The sequence below is a fragment of the Micromonospora sp. WMMD736 genome (assembly GCF_049179015.1).
Lineage (GTDB): Bacteria > Actinomycetota > Actinomycetes > Mycobacteriales > Micromonosporaceae > Micromonospora.
The window spans coordinates 5,238,729-5,253,674 of the sequence record NZ_JBMHMI010000001.1; the positions used below are offsets into that span (position 1 = coordinate 5,238,729).

Below are 14,946 nucleotides of genomic sequence, written 5' to 3' on the forward strand. Positions count from 1 at the left end.
TTGGGGGCGGGGGCCGACCGTGCCCGGCCTCGGGCGGTCAGGCTTGATCCCTGCGCCGGGCACGGTCGGCCCCCGCCCCGACGTAATGGACTGCCGTGGGTCGGGATCTGCAACAGACTAGGAAAGATCTTTTGATGAGTGGTTTTGCGGCTGTTGATGTTATTCGGAGCAAGCGGGACGGGGGGGTGCTGTCGGACGCGCAGATCGACTGGGTGATGGACGCGTACACCCGGGGGGTCGTCGCCGACGAGCAGATGTCGGCGCTGGCCATGGCCATCCTGCTCAACGGCATGACCGGCCCGGAGATCGCCCGGTGGACCGCCGCGATGATCGCCAGCGGTGAACGGCTCGACCTCTCGGCGGTCCGGCGCCCCACCGTCGACAAGCACTCGACCGGCGGCGTCGGCGACAAGATCACGCTGCCGCTCACCCCGCTGGTCGCCGCCTGTGGCGCCGCCGTTCCGCAGCTCAGCGGGCGCGGCCTCGGGCACACCGGCGGCACGCTGGACAAGCTGGAGTCCATTCCGGGCTGGCGTGCTGCGCTGACCAACGACGAGTTCATCAGCCAGCTCGGCGAGGTCGGCGCGGTGATCTGCGCGGCCGGCGCGGGGCTCGCCCCCGCCGACCGGAAGCTGTACGCGCTGCGCGACGTCACCGGCACCGTCGAGGCCATCCCGTTGATCGCCAGCTCGATCATGAGCAAGAAGATCGCCGAGGGTACCGGCGCGCTGGTCCTCGACGTCAAGGTCGGCTCGGGCGCCTTCATGAAGTCCGTCGACCAGGCACGCGAGCTGGCCCGCACCATGGTGGAGCTGGGTGGGGCGCACGGCGTACGGACGGTCGCTCTGCTCACCGACATGTCGACCCCGCTGGGCCTGGCCATCGGCAACGCCGTCGAGGTGACCGAGTCGGTCGAGGTGCTGGCCGGGGGTGGGCCCGCCGACGTGGTGGAGCTGACCCTCGCGTTGGCCCGGGAGATGCTCGACGCCGCCGGCCTGCCGGACGCCGACCCGGAGGCCGCCCTGCGCGACGGGCGGGCGATGGACTCCTGGCGGGCGATGATCCGGGCGCAGGGCGGCGACCCGGACGCGCCCATGCCGACGGCCGGCGAGGTCGAGGTGGTCCGGGCCGACCGGGACGGATACGTGGCGGCCGTCGACGCGTACGCCATGGGGGTTGCGGCCTGGCGGCTCGGGGCGGGCCGGGCCCGCAAGGAGGACCCGGTCAGCGTGCCGGCCGGTGTGGTGCTGCATCGGCGGCCGGGCGACACGGTGCGGGCCGGCGACCCGCTGTACGAGCTGCGCGCGGAGGATTCGACCCGAATTCCGGCGGCTCTGGCGGAGGCAACTCGCGCGGTGCAGATTGCACCGACCGCGCCGGCCGGCACGCCTCTGGTCATCGAGCGGATCAGCTGACCAAACAGGGGCGGGCCGGCATGGTGCCGGTCACCTGGGAGCGCTATTGTCGCAGGCCAAAGGCGTCGCGTGCAGACAGGAAGTTGCCCCGTGACCGTACCTGCCCCCGACCCCCGCGAGGTGCGTGAGGCGAGCCTGGACGAGCTGTCCCGGCTCGGTCTGCCGCTGCCACCGGCCCAGTTTCCGCTCGTGTGGGAGCCGGGTGACGCGATCGAGCTGCGTCCCCGGGCCGAGATCGAGGCGCGCATCGCGGTGCTGCACCTCATCCTGGCCCGCTGCTTCGGGATGCCCCCGCAGGCGGCGATGAGCTGGCTGCTCGGCTCGCACCTGGTCGAGATGGTCACCCCGCCCGAGTGGCAGTTCGTGATGGGCGGCAAGGGTGACCACCGCTCGTTCGTGCTGCACCACGACGCGCTCTTCGCGCTCACCTGGGTGTTGGGGCTGAGCAAGCAGCTCGACCCGACCCTGTCGGTGGACGAGCGGCTGGTCGAGCGGCTGCCGCACATCGCCGAGGGGGAGACGTTCGGGCACTGGCAGTCACGCATCCTCGCCGCGCCGCAGCATCCGGCCGACGCGGCGGCCCTGCTCGACCTGCACTACTGCCTGGACTGGGCGTACCTGGAGTCGGAGCGGATGGGCCGCCCGCTGCCCGGCCTGGTCGACGCCAACGCGATCGGGCAGCGACGTTGGGCGCTGGAGTGGGCGGTGATCCTGCGCGGGCCGTACCACGACGAGCCGCCCGGCTGGGAAGAGGTCGACCTCTCCACCTGAGGTCAGCGGGGCCGGTAGGCGTCCAGTCGGACCGCCACGGACACCCGGACGGGCTCAGGCAGCGCGGCCAGCCGGTCGGCGAGCGCGGCCGGGTCGGTGTGCCAGGCACTCGGCCCCATCCCGACCAGCGTGGCGACCTCCGGTCGGGTCAGGGCCAGCTCCGCGCGGTGCACGGTCGAGCTGACCGGCGTGAAGTGGCCGCCCAGGGTCGCGGCCACCCGGTCGGCCTTGTCCGGGTCCACTTGCAGCAGGCGCAGGGCGTCCACCAGTTCGGTGAGGTGCTCGGCGGCGGGCGTCACCACCAGCAGCGTGCCCTCGCGGTCGAGCACCCGGTGGAACTCCGGGCCGTTGCGTGGAGCGAACACGTTCAAGAGCACGGCCGCCGCGCCGTCGGCCAGGGGCAACCGCTGCCAGGTGTCGGCGAGCGCCGCGGCCGCCCGCGGGTGCGCCCGCGCCGCGCGCCGCAGCGCCGGCTTGGAGACGTCCAGGGCCAGACCCACGGCGTCCGGCAGCGCCGCCAGCACCGCGCCGAGGTAGCGGCCCGTGCCCGCACCGACGTCCACCACCAGGGGGTACGCGTCAGAGTCCGCGCGCGCCGGTTCGGCGCGTACCCCTGCTGTTGCGTCCTTTGCTCTGCTTACCTCCACGCGACACTGCGGTGCGGAAAGTGTTGCGTCGGTGTAAGCAGAGCAAAGGGCGGCAGCAGGGGGTGCGGGGGGCGTCGTGCCCGGTCGCGGGGCTGTCTCCGGCGGGGCGGCAGGAGGGGGTGCGGTGGGCGTCGCGCGGAGTCGCGCGACCGCCTCAGTGCTGGCTGCGGCCAGCGCGGCCGAGATGATGTCGTAGTGGCCGGCGGCCTGGAACTGGGCGCGTGCGGTGACCATCTCGGCGCTGTCGCCGACGTGCGGCGACCGACCGGTGAGCAGGTTCACGTAGCCCTGACGCGCGACGTCGAAGGTGTGCCGGCGTGGGCAGCGCAGCGCCCGGGCGGTACCGGAGGTCGTCCCGGTCAGCGATTCGCCGCAGACCGGGCAGCTCAGCCGGTCGAGGATGCGCGGGTCCACGTCAGGCCTCCAGGCCCCGGCGGGGGCGGGGCGCGCGGCTCTGCGCGAGGTGGTCGACGACCCGGTGGGTGAACGCGCCGAGCGCCTCGACCTCGGCCGGGGTGAGCAGGTCGAGGAAGTGCTGCCGGACGGCGGTCACGTGGCCGGGGGCGGCGGCCTCGATGGCGTTCCGACCGACCTGGGTGAGCACGACGATCGCGCCGCGGGCGTCGTCCGGGCACTCTTCCCGGGTCACCAGGCCGCGCTGCTGCATCCGGGTCAGGTGGTGGGAGAGCCGACTGCGGGACCAGAGCATCCGGTCCGCCAGTTCGCTGAGACGCAGCCGGCCCTGTGGCGTCTCGGAGAGGTCGGAGAGCACGTCGTAGTCCGGCTCGGACAGGCCGGCGTCCTGGGTCAGCTCCCGGGCCAGTTCCAGGTCGAGCAGGCGACGCATCCGGCGGTAGCCCCGCCAGGCACGGTCCTGGCGCTCGTCCAGCCACCGGGTCGCGTCCATGCCGCTCAGCCTAGCGTCTTGGTTGACATGTCATCGAATCGCCTCCTACGGTCGATGACATGTCAACTAATCTGTGGGACCTCTTCGGCACCCGTGGCCGTGGCGTGCTCGTCACCCTGCGCCGCGACGGTCGACCCCAACTGTCGAACCTCGACTACCTGGCCGACCCCGGGTTGATCCGCTGCTCCACCACGGGCGACCGGGCCAAGGTGCGCAACCTGCGCCGCGACCCCCGGGCCAGCTTCCACGTGACCACGCCGGACGGCGGCGCGTACGCGGTCGCCGAGGGGACGGTGACGCTCACCGAACCGGCAACGGCAACCGGCGACGCGACGGTCGACGAACTGGTCGAGGTCTACCGGGGGATCCGCGGCGACCATCCGGACTGGGCGGACTACCGCGTCGCGATGGTCGCCGACGGGCGGCTGGTCCTGCGACTCGCCGTCGACCGCGTCTACGGCTGGCCCGGATGAGCGTGCTGCGTGGCCGGCCCCCGCAAGCTGACTAGGGTCTGAGCATGGTCGCAACTATCCGGTACGAGGACATCGTCAAGGTTCCGAAGGCGCTGCTACACGATCATCTCGACGGCGGGCTGCGTCCCGCGACGATCGTCGAGTTGGCTGCCGAGGTCGGGCACGAGCTGCCCACCGCCGACCCCGAGGCACTCGGCCGTTGGTTCGTGGAGGCCGCCGACTCCGGGTCGCTGGAGCGCTACCTGGAGACGTTCGCGCACACCGTGGCGGTCATGCAGACCGGGCCGGCGCTGCGCCGGGTGGCGCGTGAGTGCGCGCTGGACCTGGCCGCCGACGGCGTCGTCTACGCCGAGGTCCGCTTCGCTCCCGAGCAGCACCTGGAGCGGGACCTGACCCTGGACGAGGTCGTCGAGGCCGTGCTGGCCGGGTTCGCCGAGGGGAACGCCCAGGCCGCCGAGGCGGGTCTGACCATCCGGGTGGGGACACTGCTCACCGCCATGCGGCACGCGGCCCGCTCGCAGGAGATCGCCGAGCTGGCCGTGCGGCACCGGGACACCGGGGTGGTCGGCTTCGACATCGCCGGCGCCGAGGCGGGCTTCCCGCCCACCCGCCACCTGGACGCCTTCGAGTACCTCCAGCGGGAGAACTTCCACTTCACCATCCACGCCGGTGAGGCGTTCGGGCTGCCGTCGATCTGGCAGGCGATCCAGTGGTGCGGCGCGGACCGGCTCGGTCACGGCGTACGGATCGTGGACGACATCGCCCCGGACGGCACGCTCGGCCGGCTGGCCGCGTACGTCCGGGACAAGCGGATCCCGCTGGAGCTGTGCCCGTCGTCGAACGTGCAGACCGGTGCCGTGGCCTCGATCGCCGAGCACCCGATCGGCCTCCTGCGGGACCTGCGGTTCCGGGCCACCGTCAACACCGACAACCGGCTGATGAGCGGCACGTCCATGTCACGGGAGATGTCGCTGCTGGTGGAGACGTTCGGCTACGGCTGGCGTGAGCTGCAGTGGTTCACCATCAACGCGATGAAGAGCGCCTTCATCCCGTTCGACGAGCGGCTCCGGATCATCGACGAGGTGATCAAGCCGGCGTACGCCAAGCTGCTGGCCTGACCCGCGTCAGCCGCGCGGGTGGTCCGGTCGGTGGTGGGTGTGGTGGCCGGCGAGCAGGCCGGCCACCCGACGCAGCACCTCCCGGGCCCGGGCCGCCTCGGCGCCCAACCCCGTCTGGCGGCGCAGCACCTCGGGTTCGGCCCGCAGCAGGGCCACGCCGCGCCGGATGAGCACCCGGGGCGCCTTGCGCTGCTCGGACAGGTCCCGGGCCAGCCGACGCAGGAACGTCGCTCCGCGTGGGCGACGCAGCGCGTACGCCCCGGCGAGCAGCCCGCGGCGGCGGCACTCCTCGACGATCTCGGCGGCGAAAATCCCTTCGGCCACGAAAAGTGGCGATCCGTCGACATCAAATGGCCGGGTGGCCACCCGTCGATCCGCGCCGATCGCATAAACCGGCACATCGGCACGGCCCTCGCGGGCCAGGCGCGCAATCGTTTCGACGGCCGTCAGGGCGTCCCAGGACTGCGGGGATTCCCAATCGACCTGGCCGTTTCGTCGCGGCAACGTAGGGTCATCGCCGTTTTTGTAGAAGTCGTCGAGGCACAGCACAGGCAGGCCGGTTTGCTGCGCTATGTACGACTTTCCGGAGCCTGAGGGGCCGGCGAGCAGGACAACGCGGTGGGGATGATCCATTACCTTCAGTTACTCCGGCCAGACGGACTGCTATCAAATCGCATCAACATCTCATCACACTCTCGGCCGGTGACAACCTGGGCTTTCTTCTTGTCGAGCGGCGTGATGGAATCTCGGGGGTCCGACCCGCCGGGTCGGTCGCTGGGCGTTGCCCGGGGCAACGCGTTCAAGCTGTAATCGCGAGGGCGGTGACGTGAGCAAACGGCCAAAGACGGCGGGCTCCTTCCTGTCGCGACTGCGCCGGCCGGCCAGTCGACTCCGGGACATGCCGATCTGGTCCAAGCTCGGTCTCATCATGATCGTGCCGACCATCGCCACGGTCGTTGTGGGCACCAGTGGTCTCGTCGACCACCTGGAGACGCTCAACAATGCCAACCGGGCCGGCGACCTGGCCAACCTGTCGAGCTACTCGGGTGACCTGGTCGACAAACTCCAGGACGAGCGGACCTCCGCCGTCCTGCTGCTGCAGGCGACCGGTACGCAGCCGAAGGCGCAGTACCAGGAGGCCTACAACCGGGCGAACACCCGGGTCGACCAGGCGATGACCCCCTACCGGCAGCAGCGGGGCGACGTGGAGGACCTGCCGGGCAGCCTCGAGGGCGTGCTCGGCGGCATCGACCAGAGCCTGAAGGACCTGCCGGGCGTCCGCAGCCAGGTGTTCAACGGCAAGCTCAAGCTCGCCGAGGCCGTCCAGGCGTACGAGGGTCTGATCAACGACCTGCTCGCCATCCGGGACTCGGCCACCCAACTCGCCGGCAACAACGAGCTGAGCGACCGGATGCGGGCCGCGGCAGCGGTCGCCCGGGAGAAGGAGTTCCTGTCGCTCCGGCGGGTCGTCGTGCACCGCGCGCTCGGTGTGCAGGGTGGTCAGCGGATGACCCCGGCGCTGCGCACCGACTACATCGCCAGCGGCACCGGTCAGCAGCAGGCGCTGCAGAGCTTCAAGGCCGTGGCCAGCTCCGACGAGGCGAAGTTCCACGACCAGACGGTCGCCGGCGGTGACCGGCGCGAGGCGCAGAACTACATCGGCTGGATCGACGGCAACACCACCGGCGACATGCGCGGCGCCCCGTTCGGCCCGGACCAGTGGGAGTCGGCCATGACGGCCAACGCCAAGCTGATCCGCGCAGTCGAGACGAAGCTCGACGGTGACGTGGTCGCCGAGGCCGACAACATCCGGTCGGACGTCCAGCGCCAGGTGTTCCTGGAGACCGGCCTGCTGCTCAGCATGCTGCTCCTGGCCATCCTCTTCGCGTACCTGGTCGCCCGCTCGATGGCCCGGTCCCTGCGCGAGCTACGCCAGGGCGCCCTCTCCGTCGCCCAGTACGGCCTGCCGCAGGCGGTGGCCCGACTGCGTGACCCGCAGGTCGTCGGGCAGCTCTCCCCGGTGCAGCTGGCCAACCAGATCGCCGAACCGCTGCCGGTCCGCAGCAAGGACGAGTTCGGCCAGGTGACCGAGGCGTTCAACGCCGTCCACCTGGAAGCCGTCCGCACGGCCGCCGAGCAGGCGGCGCTGCGCGCCTCCGTCGCGACCATGTTCGTCAACCTGGCCCGTCGTTCGCAGATCCTGGTCGACCGCCTCATCGGGCACCTCGACCGGCTGGAGCGCGGCGAGGAGGACCCGGACCGGCTGGCCGAGCTGTTCCAGCTCGACCACCTGGCCACCCGGATGCGGCGCAACGACGAGAACCTGCTCGTGCTCGCCGGCGCCGACTCCACCCGCGTGCAGCGTGAGCCGGCGGCACTGATCGACGTGCTGCGCGCCGCGCAGTCCGAGGTCGAGCATTACACCCGGATCGAGTTCGGCGTCATCGACCGGGACATCGAGGTCGCCGCGCACGCGGTCAACGACCTCGTGCACCTCGTCGCCGAGCTGTTCGACAACGCCACCGCGTTCTCCCCGCCGGACTCGCAGGTCATGGTCGAGGCCCGCCGGGTCGGTGACCGCGCCTCGCTCTACGTGGAGGACCGCGGCATCGGCATCAGCCGCGAGCAGCTGCACGAGCTGAACGACAAGCTCGCGACGCCGCCCCAGGTGGACGTGGCCGTCTCCCGGATGATGGGCCTGGTCGTGGTCGCCCGCCTGGCCTCGCGGCACGGCGTGCGCGTCGAGCTGCGTCCCGGCTCCGACCGTGGCACGGTCGCCGACGTGACCCTGCCCACCTCGGTGCTGGTACCCCGGGCGCTCTCCGGCCGGGTCCAGCAGCCGCCGGCCCTGCCCGCCGCCGGGCCGCAGTCCGCCGCGCCGTCGCCGGTCCTCGGCGCGCTGCCCGCGCTGGGCAACGGGGCACGTTCCGGCGAGTCCGGCAACCAGGTCACCCTCGGCGGTCGGCCGTTCGACCCCGCGTCGCGCAACGGTTCCGGCACGCCCGCCAACACCGGTGGGTACCGCTCGATGCCCGCCTGGTCGGACCTGACCGGCGCGAGCGCGAGCGCGACGAACGGCGTCAACGGCGGCGACGGGTTCACCCCCCGGACGGCCAACGGGCAGTCCATCGACCCGCTGCCGCAGCGCCGCGCCGGCGACGAGCCGAACGGTGGCCAGCAGCCGACCATCCCCCGGCAGCTGCCCAGCAGCCCGGAGGCACAGCCGTACTCGGCGCCGCCGGTCTCCGCCCAGCCCTACTCCGGCGCGCCGGTCTCCGCCTCGCCCGCGTCCGGCCAGCCGTACTCCGGCCAGCCCTACTCGGGTGCGCCGTACGGCGGTCCGCCGGTGTCCGCCGCGCCCGCCTCCGGTCAGCCGTACGCCGGTCCGCCGGTGTCCGCCGCGCCCGTCTCGGCGTCTCCGGCCTCCGGTCAGCCGTACTCGGCGCCGCCGGTCTCCGGCCAGTCGTTCAGCGGCTTCACCCCCCGGTCCGCCCCGCCCGCACCGGCGCCCGGCACTCCGGCGCCGCCGGCCTGGCCGCCGGTACCCGGCGGCGAGCGGGACACGCAGACCCCGCCGGTGCCCGAGCGGCTCGCCGCCGCCCTGGACATGACGACGGAGCTGCCCCGGGTGCCGCGCCCCGGCGAGCAGCCGACCACCGCGGTCCAGCCGCCGGCTCCCGCGCCGCAGGCGCCGCCGGTCGCTGCCCCGCAGGCGTCGATGCCGGTCCCGCAGGCCCAGGCGTCGGCCCGTCCGGCGCCGCAGCAGCCGCAGGCCCAGAACCGTCAGCGGTACGCGGACGAGACCATGGAGCTGCCGATCTTCCGGGAGCTCGAGTCCGCCTGGTTCCGTACCCGCCGTCCGGGTCCGGAGGAGGCCAGCGCCGCGCCGTCGACGAACGGCGGCGACGCGACCCAGCAGTTCGCCACGGTCGATGCCACCGGTCGGGCAGCCAAGACACCACCCGGAACGACAGGTAACGCACCGATGGCAGACACTCCGACGGCCGGAGGAGCGCCGCGGGACAACGGGGCGACAGCGAACGGCGGCCCACGCCCCGATCTCGCCGAGGGCCTACCGAACCGCCGGCCCCAATCGCCGAGCAACGGGTGGCAGACCGCCGCCGACGACGGTTGGCGTGCCGCCTCGGCAGCGGCCAGCGCGGTGCCGGTGAACGAGACCACCACGACCGGCCTGCCCAAGCGCAAGCCGATGGCGCAGCTGGTGCCGGGCGCGGTGGAGAAGCCCGTCACCTCGGTCCAGCGGCGCTCCCCGGAGGCGGTCCGTGGCCTGCTCTCCGCCTACCATCGGGGCGTGCAGCGAGGGCGTAGCACCTCGGACAACCCGACCAGCCCGGAGGAGACTCCGGGAGGGCAGCAATCCTCGCAGTCTGGCTCAGGCTCAGCGGCCGGGAGCGGGCAGAAGGAGCAAGAAGGATGACAACTACGCAGGATCTTGGTTGGCTGCTGGCCAACTTCGCCGATCGGGTGCCGGGTGTCGCACACGCGGTCGCCGTCTCGGCGGACGGCCTGCTCCTCGCGTCGTCACGGGACCTGCCGCGGGACCGGGCAGACCAGCTCGCCGCGATCGCGTCCGGTCTGGTCAGCCTGACCCAGGGAGCGGCCCGCTGCTTCGAGGGAGGCGCGGTGCTGCAGACCGTCGTGGAGATGGACAATGGCTTCCTGTTCCTGATGTCCATCTCGGATGGTTCGTCCTTCGCCGTGCTGGCGGCCCGCAGCTCCGACGTCGGGCAGGTCGGCTACGAGATGGCGCTACTGGTCGACCGGGTGGGCGACGCCCTGACCCCGCAGCCGCGCGCGGCCGCGGGCATGCTGGGCTGACGTCTCGCCGATCGTGCGGTCGGCGCAACTGATACGACAAGAACGACGAGTTCCACCGGTGGGAGCCGGTACGGGGTGCGAAGGAGGTGAGCGGCGACATGGCCGATCGTGACGAACCGACCGGAGCGTTGGTCCGTCCATACGCCGTGACCCGTGGTCGAACCCGTCCCCGGCTCGACATCGCGCTGGAGGCGCTCGTCGAGACGACGGTGCGCGGCCGGGCCACTGCCAATGGCAGCGGCGGCCAGGGCCGCGAACACCAGTACATTGCCGCGCTGTGTGACGGACGCGTGCAATCGCTCGCCGAGATCGCGGCGCGGATGCAGCTGCCGCTCGGTGTGGCCCGGGTGCTCATCGCCGACATGGCGACGGACGGCCTGGTCGCGGTCCACGAGCCGACCATCCTGGACGACTCCGACGACGCGGTGGGCACTGAACTGCTGGAGAGGGTGCTGAGTGGACTTCGCAGGCTCTGACATGTCGCACCGCCCACCGACCCCGAGTGGGCGCGTGACGTCGGCGAAGATCGTTATCGCCGGTGGATTCGGCGTCGGTAAGACGACGCTGGTCGGCTCGGTCTCGGAGATCACGCCGCTGACCACCGAGGCCATCATGACCTCGGCCGGCGTGGGCGTCGACGACACCCGGCAGGTGCCGGGCAAGACGACGACCACGGTGGCCATGGACTTCGGCCGGATCTCGATCGACCGTGACCTGATCCTGTACCTGTTCGGTACGCCGGGTCAGACCCGATTCTGGTTCATGTGGGACGAACTGGTGCGGGGTGCGATCGGTGCGGTCGTGCTGGTGGACACCCGCCGGCTGGCCGACTGCTTCGCGGCGATCGACTTCTTCGAGCACCGGCGGCTGCCGTACCTGGTCGCCATCAACTGCTTCGACGGGATGCAGTACCACGACCCGCAGGACGTCCGGGACGCCTTGGCGATCTCGAGTGACGTGCCGGTGGTGGCCTGCGACGCCCGTAACCGGGAGTCGACGAAGCACGTGCTGATCTCGCTTGTCGAGTACGTGCTCACCATGCGTCGTACCCGCGCCGTCGCCCCGGCCTGACCGGTAGGCTTCCGCGCCCGGTGGTGGTTTCGGCCGCCACCGGGCGGGCGATGCTGCGCACCCACGCGCACGCGACGAAGAATCCTGGAACGGCCGCTGCGGCCCTTCCAGGATTCTTTGCGTCGTGGGCAGTGCTGCGGTGACGACGCGGCCCGCCGAGTTCGCTCCTGAACGCACTCCCGCCCTCAGCCATGTCGGCGTGAGGGCGGGAGGAAGAACGGGCGCGACAGAGGCGCTCAGGACTGGTAGCCGGCCGACCGGTACTCGTACTCGCGGTCGTCGTCGCGGTCCCCGTGGTCGCGGCTGAAGTCCCAACCACCGGCGGCCTCGCGGCCCGGACGACCGCCCACCGCGAACCCGCCGATCTCCTGACCGCGACGCCAGCCACGGAAGTAGCCGGTGGTGTTCTCCGCGAGGCTCGCCGCGTCCCGCACGATCCGGAGTGGACGCTCCTCCCGCAACGGGGAGCCCGGGACCAGGTTGGCCTGCGGAACGCGCTTCGGCAGGCCGGCGTTGGTCTCGGCACCGACCGCGGGGCGGGCGGCCTGCTCGGCGGCCTGCCATCCGGTGTCGGCGGTGGTCGACCAGTCCAGGTCGGACTCGTCGTCGCCGTGGCCCACGAACCAGGCGGACTTGGCCTGCGCGAAGATCAGCAGGTCACCGTCCCCCTCGTCGGCGACCGGCGGTGGCCGGTGCTCGACCGGGGGCGGCGGCCGGTGCTCGGCGGCCCGCTCGACGAGCGGTGCGGGACGGCCGTTGCGGTTGGCCTGCTCGCGGTCGACCAGCCGCAGCGGCGGAGTGTCCAGGCGGGACTCCCCAGTGGGCGGGTTGAGCCCGTCCCGCAGCGCCCGGTCGGCCAGCGGCGGCGGCTCGACCAGCCGCAGCATGGGCGGCTCCTGGGGCAGGTCGTCGGCCAGCCAGGGCGGCGTTACCCGCCCGTCGGCCCGACCCGGCTCGGTCGGGGCGTCGACGCCGCGGTTGCCGCCGTACGGGTAGGCGACCGGGTTGTTCGGCGAGCTGTCGGCCGGGTCCTCCGGGTTGTTGACGAGCGGCCAGTTGGCCCGCGACCCGGGCGGCGCGGGCTCCTGCTCCGGCCGGGGAGCGGGCACCGGGATGCTCAGGTCGGTGACGCTGAACCCACCGGTGGGTGGGTCCTGGACCGACGGTCGCTGCGGGTGGCTCTGCCGCTCGCCGTTGGTCTTCGGGCGGGGCGGAATGACCGTGCGCTGCCGCTCGGCCCGCGCGCTGTTGATGGCGGCGGTGGTCAACGTGGGCCGGAACGGCTCGCCCGCCTCGGCCGGCGGCACCGTGCCCCGCTGGGCCGGTGCGATCGGGGTGATCCCCGGTGGCGGGGGCGGGGGCGACGAGACCGGCCGGTTGGTCGGGCCGTCGATCCGGCTGGGGAGCGGTTCGGCGCGACCGGGGGGCGCGGACACCGGCGGGCCGGCCACGGCGGCCGGTGCGACCGGAGCGGGCGCGACCGGTGGCGGGGTGACCGGAGCGGGTGCGACCGGTGGCGGGCCGAGTGGCCGGGGCGAGGCCAGCGGAGCGCTGCCCGGCGCGGGCTCGGGCCGGCTGCGTCGACCGCCGACGGGCGTGGGCTCGGCGGGGGTTGGGGACGGTCGGACGGAGCGCAGGCCGGCGGCCGTGCCCGCGAGGCCGGTCAGCTCGCCGACCGCTTCGCCGCGTCGGGCGGCGGCCCGGCGGCCGGGAGTCGGCGCGGGGGTGCTGACGCGGGCGCTGAGCGCGCTGACCAGCGCCTCGCAGCCCGCGTCGCAGGCCCGTACGGAGGCGACGGCCTGCCGGACCGTCTCGGCCACGGCAGAGGTGAGCGCCCGGTTGACGGCGGCGCGACGTGGCGTCTCCGAGATGGCGACCCGCAGCGCGGTGACCGCTTCGTTGATCTCCTCGGCGTCGGCGACCCCGTCCGCCGCGAGGTGAGCGGCGATGGCGTCGGCGGCGACGGAGACCTCGCGCCCACGAGCGATGGTGCCGCCGAGCATGCCGGGCTCGGGCAGTGCGTCCAGCACGGCCAGTGACACCGGTTCGGCCGGGTCCGGGTACGCGCGCAGCGCCGCCGGATACAGCTCGCGCAGCACCTCGCGCAGCGCCACGGCGGCGGAGTGCCGGCCGCTGGCCAGGGCGGCGTGGGCGGCGAGCACCTGCTTGTAGCCGGCGAGGTCCCGGGGAGCCGGCAGGGTGACGGCGGAGAGAGCGCCGGCCTGCAACGCGCGGGCCAGGCCGACGGCCCGGCGCTCGGCCGGGGGTGACTGCATCTCCTCCAGCGAGTCGTCGTCGGCGAAGCGCTCGGCGAAGTCGTCGACGGAGTCGTCGTCGGCGATCGCCAGGGGTCGACCCGCCGCGCTCAACAGCGAGGTGACCGTGTGGTCGTCGCTGTCGGCGGCGATGGCCGCACCGCTCGGCCCGCCCGACCGCTCCACGAGCAGCGCGACGAGCTGGGCGTAGCCAGCCGCGTCGTCGCCGATCTCGCAGACATGCAGCAGACGGCCTGCGTCGTCGACCACAGCGGACGTCAGCGTCGAACCGGCCGAGGCCGGTCGGTCAGCCGGATCCGCCGAGGCCAGACCGCAGTACACGCGCACGAGCGCCACGGCGTCGTCCTCCTCCCGGGACAGGTCTTCCTACTGCCAGCAACTGATGCTCCCCGGTACGGGTCAGTCGCGCCAGTCCACCACCGCAGAGATCTTGCCGACAATGGTGCGCCAACCCAAACTCGCGGTTTGTGCCCCGATCTTCTTCAGCCGTCGCCGGCCCAGGAAGGCGCCGATGCCGCCGTTGGCCGAGGCGCGGAGCGCCTCGTCCAGGTCGTCGAGGCTGGAGCCGGCGGAGAGCATGTCCAGGACCGCAGGCAGGCGCAACGCGTACGAAAGGTCGCGGGCGACCTCGCCGGCCTCGATCAGCAGGGTGGAATCCCAGGTGTCGTGGCCGCCCCGCAGGTTCTCCACGACGAGGTCGAGTTCGTAGGTGTCCTCGTCGAGCGGCGCGATGTCGGCCGGCTCCACCCGTTCGGCCAATTCATTCCAGCTGTCCAGTTGGGACAGATCGTTGGGTGCGCCGGAACGGACGAAACTGACCAGCGACTCGGGGGTCTTGAACAGCAGCAGCTTGCCCCGGTGGCTGAGGAAGACGGGCACCTCCTCGTCGTCCGCCTCGTCGGTGGCGTCGTCCTCGTCGTCGTCCTCGTCGGCGGTCGCGTCCGCGTCCGCGTCGCCGTCGCGGCGCCGACGCGAGGACTTCTCCTCCTCGTCGGCGTCGGCGAACTCCTCGGCCAGCTCCTCGTCGAGGATGACGACGGTCTCGTCGTCCTCCTCCTCGACGACCTGGCGGCGGGCGAGGAACGGGTCGTCCTGGTCGCGCTCGGTCACGTCGGTCGGGGTCAGCGAGCCGGCCGGCCGGTACGCGCGCAGGGTGAAGCCGGTGCCGGCGGGCAGGGCGATCTCCACCGGGTCGATCCGCAGCTCTTCCCAGAGCGACCTGTCGACCGACGCGCGGGGGTTGTCGTCGGCCTCCTCGGCCGCGTCTGGCTCGGCCGGGCCGGTGGTGTCGTCGAGCTCGGGCTCGTCGGCGTCGGGCCGTTGGGGCGACTGGCGGGCCACGCTGACCTCCGTGTGCTTCGGGTTGCCCACCCACCGGGGTCTCCGACCGGCGAGTGACTCTGGGCACATACCCTAGTCGGCGACTCGG

At 72.7% G+C, this 14,946-nt stretch carries 13 protein-coding genes; 8 read left to right on the forward strand and 5 right to left on the reverse strand.

All coding sequences use genetic code 11. The features are described 5' to 3' along the window. Nucleotides 1-134: 134 nt before the first annotated feature. Both ACN269_RS23630 and ACN269_RS23635 read left to right on the forward strand, forming a co-directional pair. On the forward strand, nucleotides 135-1,415 hold the full coding sequence (locus ACN269_RS23630; protein WP_421474470.1) for a thymidine phosphorylase: 1,281 nt from the start codon (nucleotides 135-137) through the stop codon (nucleotides 1,413-1,415). 90 nt (nucleotides 1,416-1,505) lie between these two features. Further along, nucleotides 1,506-2,186 carry a DUF4272 domain-containing protein gene (locus ACN269_RS23635; RefSeq protein WP_421474471.1) on the forward strand — a complete coding sequence of 227 codons (681 nt, stop codon included), beginning with the start codon at nucleotides 1,506-1,508 and terminating at the stop codon, nucleotides 2,184-2,186. Between the two features lie 2 nt (nucleotides 2,187-2,188). Here the strand turns inward: ACN269_RS23635 and ACN269_RS23640 are convergent, their stop codons facing one another. After that, nucleotides 2,189-3,247, reverse strand: a complete 1,059-nt coding sequence (locus ACN269_RS23640) for a putative RNA methyltransferase (protein ID WP_421474472.1) — start codon at nucleotides 3,245-3,247, stop codon at nucleotides 2,189-2,191. 1 nt (nucleotide 3,248) lies between these two features. Beyond that, entirely contained in the window at nucleotides 3,249-3,740 is a 492-nt protein-coding gene (locus ACN269_RS23645) for a MarR family winged helix-turn-helix transcriptional regulator (RefSeq protein ID WP_421474473.1), read from the reverse strand. Nucleotides 3,741-3,799: 59 nt separating this feature from the next. Between ACN269_RS23645 and ACN269_RS23650 the strand changes: the two genes are divergently transcribed. Together ACN269_RS23650 and ACN269_RS23655 are read left to right on the forward strand one after the other, a co-directional pair. Beyond that, nucleotides 3,800-4,213 (forward strand): PPOX class F420-dependent oxidoreductase, encoded by a 414-nt coding sequence (locus ACN269_RS23650; RefSeq protein ID WP_421474474.1) that lies wholly within the window; start codon nucleotides 3,800-3,802, stop codon nucleotides 4,211-4,213. A 44-nt stretch (nucleotides 4,214-4,257) separates the two neighbouring features. Further along, complete coding sequence (locus ACN269_RS23655; RefSeq protein ID WP_421474475.1) at nucleotides 4,258-5,331, forward strand: adenosine deaminase; 1,074 nt, start codon at nucleotides 4,258-4,260, stop codon at nucleotides 5,329-5,331. Nucleotides 5,332-5,337: 6 nt separating this feature from the next. Here ACN269_RS23655 and ACN269_RS23660 read toward each other — a convergent pair whose 3' ends face one another. Continuing rightward, complete coding sequence (locus tag ACN269_RS23660; protein ID WP_421474476.1) at nucleotides 5,338-5,655, reverse strand: hypothetical protein; 318 nt, start codon at nucleotides 5,653-5,655, stop codon at nucleotides 5,338-5,340. A gap of 502 nt (nucleotides 5,656-6,157) precedes the next feature. On the opposite strand from ACN269_RS23660, the gene ACN269_RS23665 reads away from it, so the two are divergent. The 4 genes from ACN269_RS23665 to ACN269_RS23680 all read left to right on the forward strand — a co-directional run bounded on the left by ACN269_RS23665 (nucleotide 6,158) and on the right by ACN269_RS23680 (nucleotide 11,241). Beyond that, on the forward strand, nucleotides 6,158-9,769 hold the full coding sequence (locus ACN269_RS23665; protein ID WP_421474477.1) for a nitrate- and nitrite sensing domain-containing protein: 3,612 nt from the start codon (nucleotides 6,158-6,160) through the stop codon (nucleotides 9,767-9,769). Then, nucleotides 9,766-10,170 (forward strand): roadblock/LC7 domain-containing protein, encoded by a 405-nt coding sequence (locus tag ACN269_RS23670; RefSeq protein ID WP_007455462.1) that lies wholly within the window; start codon nucleotides 9,766-9,768, stop codon nucleotides 10,168-10,170. The genes ACN269_RS23665 and ACN269_RS23670 overlap by 4 nt, the downstream gene beginning before the upstream one ends. 98 nt (nucleotides 10,171-10,268) lie before the next feature. Continuing rightward, the gene (locus tag ACN269_RS23675; RefSeq protein WP_357130437.1) at nucleotides 10,269-10,646 is read left to right on the forward strand and encodes a DUF742 domain-containing protein; all 378 of its coding nucleotides are present in this window, start codon (nucleotides 10,269-10,271) and stop codon (nucleotides 10,644-10,646) included. 1 nt (nucleotide 10,647) lies between these two features. Continuing rightward, nucleotides 10,648-11,241, forward strand: a complete 594-nt coding sequence (locus tag ACN269_RS23680; RefSeq protein ID WP_334628720.1) for a GTP-binding protein — start codon at nucleotides 10,648-10,650, stop codon at nucleotides 11,239-11,241. Nucleotides 11,242-11,477: 236 nt separating this feature from the next. On the opposite strand, the gene ACN269_RS23685 is transcribed toward ACN269_RS23680, so the two are convergent. Together ACN269_RS23685 and ACN269_RS23690 are read right to left on the reverse strand one after the other, a co-directional pair. Further along, entirely contained in the window at nucleotides 11,478-13,877 is a 2,400-nt protein-coding gene (locus ACN269_RS23685; protein WP_421476519.1) for a transposase, read from the reverse strand. A gap of 39 nt (nucleotides 13,878-13,916) precedes the next feature. Continuing rightward, nucleotides 13,917-14,888, reverse strand: coding sequence for a DNA primase (locus ACN269_RS23690; RefSeq protein WP_421474478.1), 972 nt, complete (start codon nucleotides 14,886-14,888; stop codon nucleotides 13,917-13,919). Nucleotides 14,889-14,946: the final 58 nt, after the last annotated feature.

Bases quoted from the DNA above. Each gene is read 5' to 3' on its own strand.
- ACN269_RS23630 (WP_421474470.1), top strand. From the start codon at position 135: ATGAGTGGTTTTGCGGCTGTTGATGTTATTCGGAGCAAGCGGGACGGG.
- ACN269_RS23675 (WP_357130437.1), top strand. From the start codon at position 10,269: ATGGCCGATCGTGACGAACCGACCGGAGCGTTGGTCCGTCCATACGCC.
- ACN269_RS23650 (WP_421474474.1), top strand. From the start codon at position 3,800: ATGTCAACTAATCTGTGGGACCTCTTCGGCACCCGTGGCCGTGGCGTG.
- ACN269_RS23680 (WP_334628720.1), top strand. From the start codon at position 10,648: ATGTCGCACCGCCCACCGACCCCGAGTGGGCGCGTGACGTCGGCGAAG.
- ACN269_RS23645 (WP_421474473.1), bottom strand. From the start codon at position 3,740: ATGGACGCGACCCGGTGGCTGGACGAGCGCCAGGACCGTGCCTGGCGG.
- ACN269_RS23655 (WP_421474475.1), top strand. From the start codon at position 4,258: ATGGTCGCAACTATCCGGTACGAGGACATCGTCAAGGTTCCGAAGGCG.
- ACN269_RS23670 (WP_007455462.1), top strand. From the start codon at position 9,766: ATGACAACTACGCAGGATCTTGGTTGGCTGCTGGCCAACTTCGCCGAT.